The 16,274-nt window shown below is 61.2% G+C and carries 12 protein-coding genes; all 12 read right to left on the reverse strand.

The genetic code is table 11. The features are described 5' to 3' along the window. Positions 1-59: 59 nt before the first annotated feature. The 12 genes from serC to thrS all read right to left on the reverse strand — a co-directional run bounded on the left by serC (position 60) and on the right by thrS (position 15,972). Complete coding sequence (serC, locus tag VE009_RS02220) at positions 60-1,148, reverse strand: 3-phosphoserine/phosphohydroxythreonine transaminase (RefSeq protein ID WP_325005754.1); 1,089 nt, start codon at positions 1,146-1,148, stop codon at positions 60-62. Between the two features lie 60 nt (positions 1,149-1,208). Beyond that, positions 1,209-2,057, reverse strand: a complete 849-nt coding sequence (locus VE009_RS02225) for a pyruvate, water dikinase regulatory protein (RefSeq protein ID WP_325005755.1) — start codon at positions 2,055-2,057, stop codon at positions 1,209-1,211. 150 nt (positions 2,058-2,207) lie between these two features. Beyond that, positions 2,208-3,632, reverse strand: coding sequence for a type I glutamate--ammonia ligase (gene glnA / locus VE009_RS02230; protein ID WP_325005756.1), 1,425 nt, complete (start codon positions 3,630-3,632; stop codon positions 2,208-2,210). Positions 3,633-5,034: 1,402 nt separating this feature from the next. Then, complete coding sequence (gene aroF / locus VE009_RS02235; protein ID WP_325005757.1) at positions 5,035-6,081, reverse strand: 3-deoxy-7-phosphoheptulonate synthase; 1,047 nt, start codon at positions 6,079-6,081, stop codon at positions 5,035-5,037. Between the two features lie 227 nt (positions 6,082-6,308). Then, positions 6,309-7,253, reverse strand: coding sequence for a 4-hydroxy-3-methylbut-2-enyl diphosphate reductase (locus VE009_RS02240; protein ID WP_325005758.1), 945 nt, complete (start codon positions 7,251-7,253; stop codon positions 6,309-6,311). Between the two features lie 80 nt (positions 7,254-7,333). Continuing rightward, the gene (locus tag VE009_RS02245) at positions 7,334-8,839 is read right to left on the reverse strand and encodes a HAMP domain-containing sensor histidine kinase (RefSeq protein WP_325005759.1); all 1,506 of its coding nucleotides are present in this window, start codon (positions 8,837-8,839) and stop codon (positions 7,334-7,336) included. After that, positions 8,836-9,540 (reverse strand): response regulator transcription factor, encoded by a 705-nt coding sequence (locus VE009_RS02250; protein WP_325005760.1) that lies wholly within the window; start codon positions 9,538-9,540, stop codon positions 8,836-8,838. Before VE009_RS02250 ends, VE009_RS02245 begins: the two co-directional genes overlap by 4 nt. Positions 9,541-9,654: 114 nt before the next feature. Further along, positions 9,655-11,130, reverse strand: a complete 1,476-nt coding sequence (locus VE009_RS02255) for a S1C family serine protease (protein ID WP_325005761.1) — start codon at positions 11,128-11,130, stop codon at positions 9,655-9,657. Between the two features lie 97 nt (positions 11,131-11,227). Further along, positions 11,228-11,641: a YugN family protein gene (locus VE009_RS02260; protein ID WP_325005762.1), complete on the reverse strand. Its 414-nt coding sequence runs from the start codon at positions 11,639-11,641 to the stop codon at positions 11,228-11,230. Between the two features lie 59 nt (positions 11,642-11,700). After that, positions 11,701-13,083 carry a methyl-accepting chemotaxis protein gene (locus tag VE009_RS02265; protein ID WP_325005763.1) on the reverse strand — a complete coding sequence of 461 codons (1,383 nt, stop codon included), beginning with the start codon at positions 13,081-13,083 and terminating at the stop codon, positions 11,701-11,703. Between the two features lie 129 nt (positions 13,084-13,212). Continuing rightward, on the reverse strand, positions 13,213-13,926 hold the full coding sequence (locus tag VE009_RS02270; RefSeq protein WP_325005764.1) for a 3D domain-containing protein: 714 nt from the start codon (positions 13,924-13,926) through the stop codon (positions 13,213-13,215). A gap of 111 nt (positions 13,927-14,037) precedes the next feature. Then, complete coding sequence (thrS, locus tag VE009_RS02275; protein ID WP_325005765.1) at positions 14,038-15,972, reverse strand: threonine--tRNA ligase; 1,935 nt, start codon at positions 15,970-15,972, stop codon at positions 14,038-14,040. Between the last annotated feature and the right edge of the window lie 302 nt (positions 15,973-16,274).

Genomic DNA, 16,274 nt, shown 5'->3' on the forward strand with positions numbered 1-16,274 from the left:
CGAGACGACGCATGCGACGCGCAGCCGGGCGAGGTGCTTATTTCGTTGCCGCGAAACTCTTATTGGGACTGACGGCGGAAGTCTTCCATGAACTGCGCCAGCGCCGCGCACGCCTCGTACGGCACGGCGTTGTAGGTCGACGCGCGGCAGCCGCCGACGCTGCGGTGCCCCTTCAAGCCGACGAAGCCGGCCGCGGACGCCGCTTTCAAGAACGCCTTCTCCGCCTCTTCGGTGCGCAAGCGGAACGTGATGTTCATCCGCGAACGGTACGCCGGCTCCGCGTGCCCGATGTAGAAGCCGTCGCTTTCGTCGATCGCCCGGTAGATGAGATCCGTCTTCTCCGCGTTACGCTTCTCGATGCCGGCGAGACCGCCCTCCGACTCGATCCAGCGCAGCACTAAGTTCATGATGTACACGGAGAACGACGGCGGCGTGTTGTACAGCGAATTGTTCGACGCGTGCGTGTCGTAGCGCAGCATCGTCGCCAGATGCTCCGGCGATTTGTCTACGAGCTCGTCCTTCGCGATAACGACCGTGACGCCGGACGGACCGAGGTTCTTCTGCGCGCCCGCATAGATGAGCCCGAACTTCGATACGTCGAGCGGACGGCTCAAGATGTCGCTGGACATGTCCGCGATAAGCGGGACGTCGCCGGTGTCCGGGAACTCCGTCATTTGCACGCCTTCGATCGTTTCGTTCGTCGTGACGTGGAGGTACGCCGCGTTGTCCGGCAGCTTCAGGTTCTTCATGTCCGGGACGCTCTTGAAGCCGCTCTCCTTCGTGGAGGCGATCGTCGCGGCATCGCCGAACAGCTTTGCTTCCTTGAACGCCTTCGTGCCCCATGCGCCGTGGACGACGTACGCCGCCGTCTTGCCGGCCGGCAGCAGGTTCATCGGAATCATGGCGAACTGCGTGCTCGCCCCGCCTTGGAGGAAGAGCACTTTATATCCTTCGGGAATGCCGAACAGCGTCTTGAACAGCTGCTGCGTTTCGTTGTTCAGCCGCTCGTAGTTTTCGCTGCGATGGGACATTTCCATGACGGACATGCCGGTGCCTTCGAAATTCGTCATCTGCTCGGCGGCCGTCTGGAGCACCGACAGCGGCAGCGCCGCGGGACCCGCATTGAAGTTATACGCTCTCTTGGTCAACCGTTCCACTCCCATTTCCGTTTTCGATTTCACCTATCATAGCAAGGACGATTCGCCGGTTCAAGAGAAATATCCCATAATGATGCCGGCGGTTTCTTCGATCGCTTTGTCGGACACGTCGATGACGCGGCAGCCGATGCGCTCCATCACCGAAGCGGCGTAATCGAGCTCGCGGCGGATGCGATCGACCGACGCGTACGCGGCCCCTTCGGGCAATCCGACCGCGCGCAGCCGCTCGGTACGAATTTTGTGGATCGCCTCCGGCTGCATCGTCAAGCCGAAGACGCGCTCCGGATCGAGCCGCAGCAGCTCGTCCGGCAGCTTCACCTCCGGGACGAGCGGCCAGTTCGCGACGCGGAACCCTTTGTGCGCGAGGAACATGCTGAGCGGCGTCTTCGACGTGCGGGACACGCCGACCAGCACCACCTGCGCGCGCGGCAAGCCGGACGGATCGCGTCCGTCGTCGTAGCGCACGGCGAATTCGATCGCCTCCACGCGCTTGAAATATTGCTCGTCCATCTCGTGCAGCAGGCCGGGCTTGCGGGCCGGCGAGTCGTGGAACGTGTCCACGAACGCTTGGATCATCGGCCCCATGATGTCGACGACGCGAACGCCGAGCCTTTTCGACTCCCGCACCATCGTCTCTCGCAGCTTCGGCTGCACGAGCGTGTACGCGACGAAGCTGCCGTGCTCCTTCGCCTCTGCGAGCAGACGCTCGACCTCTTCCGCCTCGCGCACGTGGCCGACCCGCTTGATGCGGATTTTTTTGCCGCCGAACTGCCGCAGCGTCGCCCGGGCGACCGCTTCGGCCGTCTCCCCTACCGAGTCGGAGCATATGTAAAGGATGCGCTCATCCGTCGCGAAGCCGTGCCTCTGCGCCGCGGACGGGTCAACGGGATTGTTGGACATGAATTCCGCTCCTTTGTGTCTGTCGAAACCGTTGGTGACTGTTGCTTTCCTTATCACTTTACCGTTCCGGGAGCGGCATTTCAAGGGCGCGGCGCGACGCGGCAAAACAGCCCCGGCGGAATCCGCCGGGGCTGTCGGGCTTGACGAGGATTAGCAGTCGAAGTACAACGCGTACTCGTGCGGGTGAACGCGGATCGAAACGGATTTCGCTTCGTCGCGCTTGTACGCTACGTAGTTATCGATGAATTCCTTCGTGAATACATTGCCTTGCGTCAAGAATTCGTAGTCCGCTTCGAGAGCGTCGAGCGCTTCGTCCAGGGAGCCCGGAACGCTGCGGATTTCCTTCTTCTCTTCTTCGGACAGCTCGTAAATGTTCTTGTCGACCGGACCGTAGCCCAATTTGCGCGGGTCGATCTTGTTCTTAATGCCGTCGAGGCCGGCCATCAGCATAGCCGCGAACGCGAGGTACGGGTTCGCCGTCGAGTCCGGCGTACGGAACTCGATGCGCGCGCCTTTCGGCGATACCGCAGCGACCGGAATCCGGACCGCAGCGGAGCGGTTGCCCTTCGAGAACGCCAGGTTTACCGGAGCCTCGTAGCCCGGAACGAGACGCTTGAACGAGTTCGTCGACGGGTTCGTGAACGCGATCAGAGCCGGCGCGTGGTGCAGGATGCCGCCGATGTAGTACATCGCGAGTTCGGACATGTTGCCGTATCCACCCTTCTCGTAGAAGAGCGGCTCGCTGCCGTTGAAAATCGACGAGTGTACGTGCATGCCGCTGCCGTTGTCGCCGAAGAGCGGCTTCGGCATGAACGTTGCGACTTTGCCGTATTGACGAGCTGTGTTATGAACAATATATTTGTACTTCATCAGGTTGTCGGCCGTTTTCGTCAGCGTGTCGAAGCGGAAGTTGATTTCGCCTTGACCTGCCGTAGCGACTTCGTGGTGATGACGGTCGATGCGGATGCCGACTTCCATCATCAAACGGCACATTTCGCTGCGGATGTCCTGCTGCGTGTCGACCGGCTGAACCGGAACGTAGCCGCCTTTAACCGGAATCTTGAAGCCAAGGTTGCCGCCTTCTTCTTTGCGGCCCGTGTTCCAAGCTGCTTCTTCGGAGTCTACTTCGAAGTAGGACTTGTTCATGCCCGTTTCGAAACGGACGTCGTCGAAAATGAAAAATTCGGATTCCGGACCGAAGTACGCTGCCGTACCGATGCCCGTCGTTTGCAAATATTCTTCAGCCTTTTGAGCGATGCCGCGCGGGTCGCGGTCATAGCGCTCGCCGTCCGGCGTGTAAATGTCGCACATAATAACCAGCGTCGGATGAGCCGTGAACGGATCGATGAACGCCGTTTCCGTAACCGGGATCATAACCATGTCGGAGTTTTCGATGCCGCGGAAGCCCGGGATGGACGAACCGTCGAAAGCTACGCCAAGCGTGAACGTTTCTTCTTCGACTTCAACCGCAGGTAAGGAAATGTGCTGTGCTTTACCGGACAGACCTACGAAGCGAAAGTCCACCCACTCGATATTTTTTTCCTTAATTAACTTGAGAACGTCTTGTGCCGACATGAATGAATACCCTCCTATTTCCGAACAATGAATGGTTTAGAAGTGCAAATCGTTCAGTAATTTGCAAAACCTTGTCGTTATTATAAACCCGTAGATAATTAGCGTCAATAGTTATGTAAGGTATTTTTGGCGCATATGTAAGCTATACTTACACCCCGGCAAAAGTAAATTTTCGCTGTTTTCGGGCAATTGCAAGCGTTGCCATCAAACTCGCGGCGCTGCTTGCATTCTGGTAACATGTCCCATGTCACATTTATTACGTTACGGCACGATCGTGAAGCGCATCGGGCCGCCTCTGTCGCGGTTGCCAGTATCCGCAGGTTTGCGAGCCCCGCCAGCGCGAACGCCAACTCTCCGCCGCCAAGCCCGCCGACGCGCACGCGAACTCACTGCAGCCAAGCCCGCCCACCGCCGAATAAGGAACATTTGTCGCTTACACACCGCCGTTATGCCCGCCGAGCGCCGCATAAGGTACATTTGTCTCTTACACACCGCCGTTAGGCCCGCTGAGCGCCGCATAAGGAACATTTGTCGCTTACACACCGCCGCCAAGCCCGCCTACCGCCGAATAAGGAACATTTGTCCCTTACAGACCACCGTTAAGCTTGCCAAGCGCCGAATAAGGAACATTTGTCTCTTACACACCGCCGCCAAGCCCGCCTACCGCCGAATAAGGTACATTTGTCGCTTACACTCCGCCGCCAAGCCCGCCAAGCGCCGCATAAGGAACATTTGGCTCTTACAGACCGCCGCCAAGCCCGTCAAGCGCCGAATAAGGAACATTTGTCTCTTACACACCGCCGCCGAGCCCGCCCACCGCCGAATAAGGAACATTTATCCCTTACAGACCGCCGCCAAGCCCGTCAAGCGCCGAATAAGGAACATTTGTCTCTTACAAACCGCCGCCAAGCCCGCCCACCGCCGAATAAGGATCATTTGTCTCTTACACTCCGCCGTTAAGCCCGCCAAGCGCCGAATAAGGAACATTTGTCCCTTACACACCGCCGCCAAGCCCGCCAAGCGCCGAATAAGGTACATTTGTCGCTTACACACAGCCGTTAGGCCCGCCGACCGCCGAATAAGGAACATTTGGCTCTTACAGACCGCCGCCATGCCCGTCAAGCGCCGAATAGGGAACATTTGTCTCTTACACACCGCCGCCAAGCCCGCCGACCGCCGAATAAGGAACATTTGTCCCTTACACACCGCCGCCAAGCCCGCCTACCGCCGAATAAGGAACATTTGTCTCTTACAGACCGCCGTTATGCCCGCCCACCGCCGAATAAGGTACATTTGTCTCTTACACACCGCCGCCAAGCCCGCCCACCGCCGCCCCCGCGCAAAACAAACGCCCGCCTGCCGCCGGAAAGGCGACAAGCGGGCGCGAACCGCGCATATGCTATTACAGCGAGGAAACCGGCTGCTTCGCCGTCTCGAACGATTTGCCGACGAGCGGAGCGAGCTGCTGCAGCTCGCGGAGAAGCTGTTCGAACTGGTTCGGGAACAGCGATTGTACGCCGTCGCCCGTCATCGAATTGTCCGGGTCGGTGTGCATCTCGACAATGAGGCCGTCCGCGCCGGCGGCGACCGACGCCTTCGACATCGTCGCGACGAGCTCCCGGCGTCCCGTGCCGTGGCTCGGGTCGGAAATGACCGGCAGGTGGCTCAGCTGCTTGACGACCGGGATCGCCGTCAAGTCGAGCGTGTTCCGCGTGTACGTCTCGAACGTGCGGATGCCGCGCTCGCACAGCATGACGTTCGGGTTGCCGCCCGCGAGAATGTACTCGGCCGCGTTCAGCCATTCATCGTACGTCGCGCTGAAGCCCCGCTTCAGCAGCACCGGCTTGCCGCACGTGCCGAGCTTGCGCAGCAGGTCGAAATTCTGCATGTTGCGCGTGCCCACCTGCATGATATCCGCGTACTCCGCGCAAACGTCGACGTACTCCGGCGTCATGACCTCGGTAATCGTAACGAGGCCGTACTTCTCGCCCGCTTCCGCCATCCACTCGAGACCTTCGACGCCGACGCCCTGGAAGCTGTACGGACCCGTGCGCGGCTTGAACGCCCCGCCCCGGAGCACTTGCGCGCCCGCCGCCTTGACGTGCTTCGCGATTTCCATAATTTGATCGCGGTTTTCGACCGCGCAAGGACCGCCCATCACGACGAGCTCGTCGCCGCCGATCTTCACGCCTTTGATATCGATGACCGTATCTTCCGGATGGAAGTCGCGGCTCGCCAGCTTGTAAGACTTCGAAATTTTGATGACGTTTTCGACGCCGGTCATTTGGCGAAGCTGTTCGGCGAGCGTCGGCTCCGCCTTCCCGATGATGCCGACGACCGTCCGGTCCGTCCCTTTCGATACGTGCGCCTGAAGCCCGCGCTTCTCGATCGCCCGGACCACCTCTTGAATTCTCTCTTCCCCCGCCGTGTTCGCCAAAATCGCGATCATTCGATTCACTCCCCAAAAATGGATTTCGTCGTTTACATCACTTTTACACTTCGACGCTTATACGCTTTTAAGCTTCTACGCTTTTAATCACTAAAGTAACTATACGTGAAAAAGGGCGCCCTCGTCAAGATAAACTTGATCGAAGCGCGCCCCTTTTTGAGCACAAGCAATGCTTGTCCGTTGGAGTGCGATGCACGCCGGACAAGCGCCGCGCCGCCGTCCCGAATTCAGCGTTCCTTCACCGTCGGCAGCAATTTGTCCGGGTTCAGCGTGCGGACGACCGGCCACGTAGCCGGGTCGTTCGGATCGAACGCTTCGAGGTACGCGATGACTTCCTTCGTCACCGGCGTCGGCGTGGAGGCGCCCGACGTGACTGCCACCTTCCGCAGCGGCATCAGCCATTCCGGACGAATTTCCGTCACGTCCGCCACCCGATACGCCTTCACGCCGGCGATCTCCTCGGACACCTGCGCGAGCCGGTTCGAGTTGTTGCTGCGCGGATCGCCCACGACGATCACGAGATCGGCGAGCGACGCCTGCCCCGCCACCGCCTCCTGCCGCACCTGCGTGGCGAGGCAAATTTCGTTGTGGATTTCCGCATGCGGAAACCGGTCCGTCACCCGCTTCATAATGTGGCGAATGTCCCACTGGCTCATCGTCGTTTGGTTTGTGACGAGCAGCCGAGTGCCCGGCGCGATCGGCAGCGCATCGATTTCTTCCTCGCGCTCGATGAGATGCACTTTGTCCGGCGCGACGCCGACGGCGCCCTCCGGCTCGGGGTGACCTTTCTTGCCGATATAAATGATCTCGTATCCTTCCGCCGTCTTGGCGCGGATCAAATCGTGCGTCTTCGTTACGTCCGGGCACGTCGCGTCCACCATGGTGAGACCTTTCTCTGCGGCGCGGCGGCGCACCTCCGGCGATACGCCGTGAGCGGTGAAAATGACCGTGCCTTTGTCGACGTTCTCCAGTATGTCCAAACGGTTCGGTCCGTCGAGCGTAATGACGCCTTCCCGCTCGAACGCCTCCGTCACATGAGCGTTGTGCACGATCATGCCGAGAATGTATATCGGCCGCGGCAGATCCAAGTTGCGGGCCGTCTGCAGCGCGAGCACCATCGCGTCGACGACGCCGTAGCAGTAGCCGCGCGGGGAAATTTTGACGACTTCCATGTGCGCACCCTCCTTTACCGTTCCATTATAAAGAATAACCTCGCAGAAGTATAATCGGGAGCGCGCATCCCCCCTTGCGGCTAGAGCTTCGCGGGCCGCTCCAGCTCCTGCGGCGGCGCGATCGGCAGCCGCACGATGAACGACGTGCCGCCGCCCGGCCGCGTCAACACTTCGACGGAGCCTTGATGCTCGTCGATGATCCACCGGGCGATGGCGAGGCCGAGCCCCGTGCCGCTCGTTTCCCCGCGCGACGGGTCCGCCCGATAGAACCGGTCGAAAATGTGCGGCACGTGCTCCTTGTCCATCCCGATGCCCGTGTCGCGGATGCGCAGCCCGACGGTTCCCAGGCCGTCCGGAGGAAGCGCCGTCAGCTCCACTTCGCCGGACGGCGTATATTTGAACGCGTTCTCGATGAAAATGAACAGCAGCTGCCGCAGCGCATCGGCGTCGCCGATCACCTCGACGCCTTCGAGCGGCGACAAATCGCCGACGACCCATTCCGCCGTCCGCGGCAGATGCGCGGCCTTCCGGGCGACCTCCGCCACGAGCGGCGCCAGCTCGACGCGTTCCTTCCGCATGCGGTGACCTGCGTCCGCCCGCGCCAGCATGAGCAAATCGTTGACGAGCCGGCTCATCCGTTCGGCTTCCCCGGCGATGTCGCGCACCGACTCCAGGGCGAGCGCCGCCTGCTCCTCGTCGAGCTCGCCGAGCGTGCCGGAGTCGCGCCAGCGGGCCCACATTTTCTCGAGCAGCTCCACATTGCCGCGAATCGTCGTCAGCGGCGTTCGCAGCTCGTGCGACGCGTCGGACACGAACCGCCGCTGCGCCTGCACCGCCTCCTCCAATTCGCCGTACGCGTTCTGGATGCGCGAGAGCATGCCGTTGATCGTCGACGTCAGCCTGCCGATCTCGTCCTGCGGACCGCCGTATTCGATGCGGTGGCTCAAATCCTCCGCTTGGCCGATCCGGTCGGCGGCGCCGATCAAATGCTCGATCGGCTGCAGCGCCTTGCGCGCCAAAAACCAGCCGAGCGTCGAAGCGAGCGCCACCGCGGCGAGCGCGGTCACCGTCAGCACCGTGCGCAAATGCGCCAGCGTCCGCTTCAAATCGTCGATCGTCGTGCCGACCTGCAGCATGCCGGCGTATACGGCTGTGCCGTTCCGATCGACCTCCAGTTGGATCGGCACGTTGTATACGAGAACCGTCGACGCGCCGATGTTCCGCTCCGTGAACGCGGCGCTCTCGAGTTCCCGGCCCGCCTCGACGACGGACGGCAGCGGCAGCTCGCCGCGAATGTTTTTTTGCCGAATGCGGCCTTCCCGGTCGACGATTTGCAGGAAATACCCCGAGTACCGGAACTCGTCCAGCGCGGGCAGCTCGGGCACGATGCTCGGGCCGAGGAACAAATTCCACCCGACGCGGACGCCGATCTCCCGCTCGATCTGATTCGCCAGCGTCTGCATGCTGTTTTTCTCGCCCGCGCTGAGCACGTACGAGACGAGCACATATACGGCGACGCAGAACGCGACGACCGTCACGCCGAGCACGGCGCTGTACCATAGCGTTAAACGAAGGCGGATGCTCATCCTTTGTCGCCCCGCAGCACGTACCCGGCGCCGCGCACCGTTTGGATGAGCCGCTTTTCGCCGCCCTCCTCCAGCTTGTTCCGCAGCATCGCGACGTAAACCTCCAGCACGTTCGACTCTCCGCTGTAGTCGTACCCCCAGATTTTATCCATCAGCGTGTCGCGCGACAGCACGCGCCGCGGATTGGACATGAACAAATGCAGCAGCTCGTACTCCTTCGCCGTCAGCTCGACGACGCGATCGCCCCGAATCGCCTCCCGGGTGTCGGGGTTCAGCGACAAATCCTCGAACACGAGCCGCCGGCCGTCCTCCGGCTCCTCTCGTCCGGCCGCGCCTCCGCTGCGCCGCAGCAGCGCCCGTATGCGGGCGAGCAGCTCCTCGAGCGCGAAGGGCTTCACCAAGTAATCGTCCGCGCCCGTATCCAGCCCCCGCACGCGGTCCGCGACTTCGTCCTTCGCCGTCAGCATGAGCACCGGCACGCGGCTTCCGGCCTCCCGCAGCCGGCGGCATACTTCCCAGCCGTCCAGTCCCGGCATCATAATATCGAGCACGACGAGGTCCGGCTCCTCCTGGCGCAGCGCTTCCAGCCCTTCGTTCCCGCCCCGCGCCGTCCGGACGCGGTACCCTTCGAAAGCGAGGCCGCGGCGAAGCATCGACGTAATTTTCTCGTCGTCGTCGATCACTAGAATCGATTCCTTCATGCCGTTCGCTCCTCCGTTCGATCCCTCTTACCCATAGGTTATAGCAAAACGCCGGCGCAAGCAAAACAAACGGCCGAACGGAAACGCGTTCCGTCCGGCCGTTCGGCACTTGCTTTATTGCCGGCTCATCTCGTTCCGGTCGCCGACCGTAACCGTCACTTGCACCGTCTGGCCGTTGCGGACGACGTCCAGCGCGATTTTGTCGCCCGGCTTCTTCTTCGCCACGTACTTCTTCAGCTCGTCGGCGCTCTTGATCGCCGTGCCGTCGGCGCCCGTGACGACGTCGTACTGCTGCAGTCCCGCTTTGTACGCCGGGGAACCGAGCACTACCTCGCCGATGAACGCGCCGTCGGCGTTCTTCAGCTGCAGGTCGTCGACGTATTCTTCCGGCACGTCGGCCATGCTGATGCCGATGAACGGGCGCGGAATGGCCTTGTCTGCCTTCAAGGCGTCGAGCACCTCTAGAATCGTGCTCGTCGGAATCGCGAAGCCGATGCCTTGCGCCTGCGCGTTGACCGCCGTGTTAATGCCGATCACTTCGCCGTTCAAGTTCAGCAGCGGACCGCCCGAGTTGCCCGGGTTGATGGACGCGTCCGTCTGGAGCAGCGTCTGGTAGCTGCGCGTGCCTTCGGAGTCGGAAATGTTGATCTCCCGCTCCTTCGCGGACAAGACGCCGACCGTTACCGTATGGTCGAACTCGTACGGGTTGCCGATCGCGACGACCCAGTCGCCGACGCGAATATCGTTGGAGTTGCCGAGCGGCAGCGTCGGGAAATCGTTGCCGCCCGTGACTTTCAGCACCGCAAGGTCCAAATCGTACGCCGTGCCCAGCACTTCCGCGACGTACGGCTCCTTCGTGCCTTCGACGATGACTTCGACTTTCTCCGCGCCGTTGATGACATGCTCGTTGGTGAGAATGTATCCTTCTTTATCGAAAAAGAAGCCCGAGCCCGAACCGACCTGCACCAAGCTGTCCGATCCGGCGTTCGGCTGCTGACGCTGCTCCGGAATGCCGAAAAATTGGTCGAACAAGCTGGAGCCCGCGCGCGTCCGCTGGTTCGCGTACGTAACGATTTTCACGACAGCCGGGGAAGCGACGTCCACCAGCTCCGCGATCGTATTCGGGCGCACCGTTTCGAGCGCGGCCGTCGTCACCGACGATCCGCCGTTCGCGGATACCGCCGCGTTCGACGACGACTCCGCCGCCGCGCCCGCGCCGCCGGACGTCGAAATTGCGTCGCCGCCGGAGAACAAGTTCATCCGGTCGCTCGCGAACATGAGGCTGCCGACGACGAGCGCGCCCGCGAGGAACGACGCGACGATGCTCTTGAAGCCGGAGCGGCGAGGCGGCTTCGGCTCCGAGTAGGACCAATGCGGCGGCGCCGGAGGCTTCGGCGACGTCTGCACCATCGGATACGTCCGCAGCTCGCGCGGCGGCGTCATCTCCGCTTCGACCGGCGCCTCGTGCGCCGTACGCTCCGGCTGCCGCGGCTCGCGGTCCGAAACGGTCCGGCCGTATACATAGTAATGATATTCGCTTTCCTTGGATGAGTTGTTGTTATTGTTATTATTGTTATTGCGATCGTCCATAAGAAAAAACCTCCTTCATGGCTTGCTTGGCTCTATTGTGGACCAAGAACCTTAAAGCAACCTTAAAGGAGGATAAATTCGGGCTGAATATTTTAGCTTAAGCGAAGGCGGCTTCGACCTCTTGCAGAACCTCTTTCGCTTTGGTCACGTCCGCATCGGCAACGGCCGCGTCGGGGTCGATCGGCGCCTGGAATTGGTTGACGAGCGCGCCGAGCGTATAAAATTCCGCGGCATGATCGTCGCCCGGATTGTAGAGGTGTCTAAGCACGAACGGCGCACCGACGACGACACGCGTGCCGGGCTCCGGCGCGTCCGGGTCCAGCCGGCCGTGCACGACCTCGAACGGCACCCGCAGCCATACGGTCTGCTTCTCTCCGTCGAGCCGCTTGTCGAAGCAGCCGCGGTCGTACTCCCAATTGCCGCCGAGCGTAAAATCGAGCCGCTCGAGCGCGCCTTGCAGCTCAGCCAAATCCAATTCCCGGTTCGTCAGTTTCGATTCGATAGCGATCAACGCAAGATCCCCCTACCCGGTTTTTCCTTAGAGTAAGCGTCTCACGCGCCGATTATGTATCACATCCGCAAATCGATGCCGACGACAGCTCCCGCCGCGCCCTCGCAGCGCACCGCGAGCGTGACGCAGGGGCGCTTCGTGATCGCGGACACGTACGGCTCCGACACATACAGCTCGCCCGCCATCGCCCGCTTCCACCATTCCCGATGGCGAGCGTGCAGCAGCCCCGCGGCAGGCTCCGAGAAGATGAACCTGCCGTCGGGGTCGTTCGACCAGACGGCTTCGAGACCGTCATGCTCGGACAAAGCGCGAACGAGGGTGGAGCGATGCAGCTCCTTATCGAGCCCCGCGTTCGACAGCTCCTTCGCGATCCGCCGCAGGAGGCGCTTGCCTTCCTCCGCGTCGACGCCGGCCGCCGCCGAGGCCCCTTCCTTGCGAAGCGACAAAATCGCGGAAATCAGCTCGCCCGACGTCTGCTGCAGCCCGGCGCCGACCGTCTGCAGCGAGCCGATGCCTTCGCGCTGCAGCACCATATCGTTCATCGTCTGCTCGACGCTCTGCGCCGTCTCCTGCCCGAGCTCCGCCGCCTCCTCCACCATCTCGGCCGTGCGGGAAATGCGCACGCGCTGCTCCCGATTCGCGCCGGCGACGTCCGCGACCGAATCGTGCACCGCTTGGACCGCGGACGCCACGTCCGCAAGCCGCAGCTCGATGTCGCGAACATGCCCGATCGCGCGCTGCACGCTCGTCCGCTCCGTCTCGACCGAGGCGGCGACCTGCGAAGCGCCTTGCTCGATTTCCAGAACGAAACCGGAGGACCGTTCGACCGCCTCGCGGCTTTGCTCCGCCAGCTTCTTGATTTGCTGAGCCACGACGACGAAGCCGCGGCCGGACTCCCCGGCGCGAGCCGCCTCGATGGAAGCGTTCAGCGCGAGCAGCGACGTCTGCCCGACGATGTCGCGAAGCAGCTCGTTGACCTCTTCGATATGCCGCATTCGTTCGATCGACGCCTTGACCTGCTCGACCATCGCCGCGTTATGAAGCTCCAGCTCCGACAGGACCCGGACCGATTCCCCGACGGCGCCGCCCATCGCTTCCATGCCGCCGCGCGCCTGTTCGCTCTCGCGCTTCATCCGGTCGGACAGCGTCTGCACCCGTTCGGCCTGCATGTCCGCTTCTTTCATCCAAATGAGCGTCTGCTTCAGCCGGCTCATGACGTGCAGGCTCCGTTTGCGCAGCTTGTCGCCGGTCTCCATGGAACGCTCCGCGATGTCGTTCAGATGATCCGCGGCGCGCGACAAGTCGTCGACGCTGGCGACGAGCCGGTCGGCAAACACTTGCGATTCGTTCAGGAACGATTCGATGTCTTCCGAGGAAACGACGGTTTCCGCTTCCCCTTTGTTAACATTGCTGCCTGATTTCTTCCAAAACGACCAACCCACAGCGCCCACCTCACGTCCACGTTATTATTTCTAACATTATAATCCCTGATGATGGAAAAGAAAAGAGGAACGCTGACGCGTTCCTCTCGCATTCGACGGGATTCGATGGCCGATCGGCGGACCGTGACGTTATACGGATATTTTCCGCCGCCGCTCGTCCTGCTGGATCATGTCGTTCAACCGCTGCAGGTCTTCCTCCGTCAATTTTCCGTTTCCTTTATATATAACCCGAACCTTGACCTTCTTTTTGCCCCATTCGTCGTACACCTGCTTCTTCGTCTCGAAGAACAGGTCGATCTTCTTGCCTTTGATGGCGGACCCGGTGTCGGCGACGACGCCATATCCGTATCCGGGGATATGAAGCACCGTTCCGATCGGGAACACCTTCCGGTCGGCCGCGATCGTAGAGAATACGTCGCGCTTGACCTTGACGCCGGAATACGTGATGCCGTACTGCGGATGGTCGGGCGTCTTGCCAGTCGATTCCACGCCGGCCGTGTAGCCCGTCGCCGTCACTTCGACTTCTTCGTATTCCTTCATGCGATCTACGTGCAGCACCGGCACCGCCTTCGCCAGCTTCATCCACTGCGACTTCGACTTGACGTTCGCCTGCAGCAGCTGCATGAACGTCGGACGAGCGGCTGGCGCCCTCGCCGAAGCCGTTGCGTGTATGCCGTGTACGGATCCCGATACCGGTTGCGCCAAGTCGACCTCATCGTAAGATTCGACGTGCGCCCCTAGTATTTTCGTGTTTCCTATTCCACCCAGCATCGAGAACGATAGGAACGTCGTCAGGCATATCAGCATGGATCGAACTTTGACGGTTGCCGTCGTTGTCATCATTTGGTTTCATCCCCCCATATTCTGAGGGTGTCCAGGGCATAAGTTTCTTATACATACGAAACCTATTTTTTCCGTACGAGGGGATGAAAACCAAGGCGTTGCTAGATTCGATTAATAGACTTTGCCCCCGACCTCTTCTTGAATCATCCGCACCGCGTCTTCGACGGAGAAGGCCCCGATATCGCCTTCGCCGCGCCGGCGGATCGATACCGTGCCGGCGGACTGCTCGTTCTCGCCGACGACGAACATGTACGGAATGCGCTCGAGCTGCGCTTCGCGAATTTTATAGCCGAGCTTCTCGTTGCGCAGATCGGCTTCGGCGCGAACGCGGCTCCCTTGCAGCTTCGCCTGGACGTCCTTCGCGTAGTCGGCGAACTTGTCGGAGACCGGAATGACGATCGCTTGGATCGGCGACAGCCACGTCGGCAGCGCGCCGGCGAAGTTTTCGAGCAGGAACGCCGTCATGCGCTCCATCGTCGAAATGATGCCGCGATGGATGACGACCGGGCGGTGCTTCTGCCCGTCTTCGCCGACGTATTCGAGCTCGAATCGCTGCGGAAGCAGGAAGTCGAGCTGCGCGGTCGACAGCGTCTCCTCTTTCTTCAGGGCCGTCTTGATTTGCACGTCGAGCTTCGGTCCGTAGAACGCCGCCTCGCCTTCGGCTTCGTAATACGGCAGGCCGAGATCCTCGACGACCTCCTTCAGCATGCGCTGCGACATTTCCCACATCGCGTCGTCGTCATAATACTTTTCCTTGTTGTTCGGATCGCGGTACGACAAGCGGAAGCGGTATTCCTCGATGCCGAAGTCTTTGTATACGTGCTGGATGAGCTGCACGACGCGGGCGAATTCTTCCTTGATTTGGTCCGGACGGCAGAAAATATGCGCGTCGTTCAGCGTCATCGCGCGCACGCGGTGGAGACCCGTCAAGGCGCCGGACATTTCGTAGCGATGCATCGTGCCGAGCTCGGCGATCCGGATCGGCAAGTCGCGGTAGCTGCGCATGTCGCTCTTGTACACCATCATGTGGTGCGGGCAGTTCATCGGGCGAAGCACGAGCTCCTCGTTGTCCATGCCCATCAGCGGGAACATATCCTCTTGGTAATGCTCCCAGTGGCCGGAAATCTTATACAGCTCTACGTTCGCGAGCACCGGCGTATACACATGGCTGTAGCCGAGACGCTCCTCGAGATCGACGATGTAGCGCTCCATGATGCGGCGCAGCTTCGCGCCCCGCGGCAGCCAGAGCGGCAGCCCTTGGCCGACTTCGCGAGAGAACGAGAACATTTTCAGCTCGCGGCCGATTTTCCGATGGTCTCGCTTCTTCGCTTCCTCGAGCAGCTCCAGATGCTCGTCCAGCTGCGCCTTCTTCGGGAACGCCGTCCCGTAGATCCGCTGCAGCATTTTGTTCTTCGCGTCGCCGCGCCAGTACGCGCCCGCCACGCTCAGCAGCTTGAACGCCTTGATGCGGCCCGTCGACGGCAGGTGCGGCCCGCGGCACAGGTCGAAAAACTCGCCTTGATCGTACAACGAAATCGGCTCGTCGCCCGGAATCGCGTCGAGCAGCTCCAGCTTCAGCGGATCGTTGATGCCCTTGAAAATCGCCTTCGCCTCTTCGCGGCTCACCTCGCGGCGCGTGATCGCGAGGTTCTCGTTCACGATTTTCTCCATTTCCTTCTCGATCTTCGGGAAATCTTCGACCGAGATCGGCGTGTCGAGGTCGATGTCGTAATAAAACCCGTCCTCGATGACCGGACCGACGCCGAGGCGGACGTTGTCCGCGCCGTAAATGCGCTTGATCGCCTGCGCCAGCAAATGCGCCGTGCTGTGGCGAAGCACCTCGAGCCCCGCTTCCGAGTCGAGCGTGACGATCTCGACCGCGGCGTCCTCCTTCAGCGCATACGACAAATCGACGGAGACGCCGTTCACCTTGCCTCCGACCGCGTTCTTCTTCAGTCCCGAGGAAATCGACCCGGCGACGTCCTCGAGCGTGGCGCCCGCATCGTACTCGCGAATCGAGCCGTCCGGCAGCGTAACTTTGACCATTGCTCTTCATCCTCCCAAAAAAATTCAAATAAAAAAAGCACCCATCCCCATAGGGACGAATGCTTCCATTCGCGGTTCCACCCTAGTTCGTTCCCCGGCCGCCCTTCGTCGGACGCCTGCAGAGAACGCGCTTCATTCACCTGTCGTTCGGTAACGGGAACGTCCCGGCGTCGGCTACGCTCCGTCCAGGCCTGGTTCCGGATTCGCCGACGCGGCTCTCGAAGCGGTAAGTCGTTCTCGCTTGCCGGAGGAAATTGCAGCCGGGTTTCCTCTCTCTGGGCGGTGCGTCGGAACGCTCGTGT

Source organism: Paenibacillus sp. (genome assembly GCF_035645195.1).
Classification (GTDB): Bacteria; Bacillota; Bacilli; order Paenibacillales; family YIM-B00363; genus Paenibacillus_AE.

Excerpts from the sequence above, each read along its gene's own strand:
- VE009_RS02255 (WP_325005761.1), bottom strand. The coding sequence starts at position 11,130 with ATGGACGATCGCAATAACAATAATAACAATAACAACAACTCATCCAAG.
- VE009_RS02245 (WP_325005759.1), bottom strand. The coding sequence starts at position 8,839 with ATGAGCATCCGCCTTCGTTTAACGCTATGGTACAGCGCCGTGCTCGGC.
- VE009_RS02225 (WP_325005755.1), bottom strand. The coding sequence starts at position 2,057 with ATGTCCAACAATCCCGTTGACCCGTCCGCGGCGCAGAGGCACGGCTTC.
- aroF (WP_325005757.1), bottom strand. The coding sequence starts at position 6,081 with ATGATCGCGATTTTGGCGAACACGGCGGGGGAAGAGAGAATTCAAGAG.
- VE009_RS02250 (WP_325005760.1), bottom strand. The coding sequence starts at position 9,540 with ATGAAGGAATCGATTCTAGTGATCGACGACGACGAGAAAATTACGTCG.
- VE009_RS02270 (WP_325005764.1), bottom strand. The coding sequence starts at position 13,926 with ATGATGACAACGACGGCAACCGTCAAAGTTCGATCCATGCTGATATGC.
- VE009_RS02240 (WP_325005758.1), bottom strand. The coding sequence starts at position 7,253 with ATGGAAGTCGTCAAAATTTCCCCGCGCGGCTACTGCTACGGCGTCGTC.
- glnA (WP_325005756.1), bottom strand. The coding sequence starts at position 3,632 with ATGTCGGCACAAGACGTTCTCAAGTTAATTAAGGAAAAAAATATCGAG.
- thrS (WP_325005765.1), bottom strand. The coding sequence starts at position 15,972 with ATGGTCAAAGTTACGCTGCCGGACGGCTCGATTCGCGAGTACGATGCG.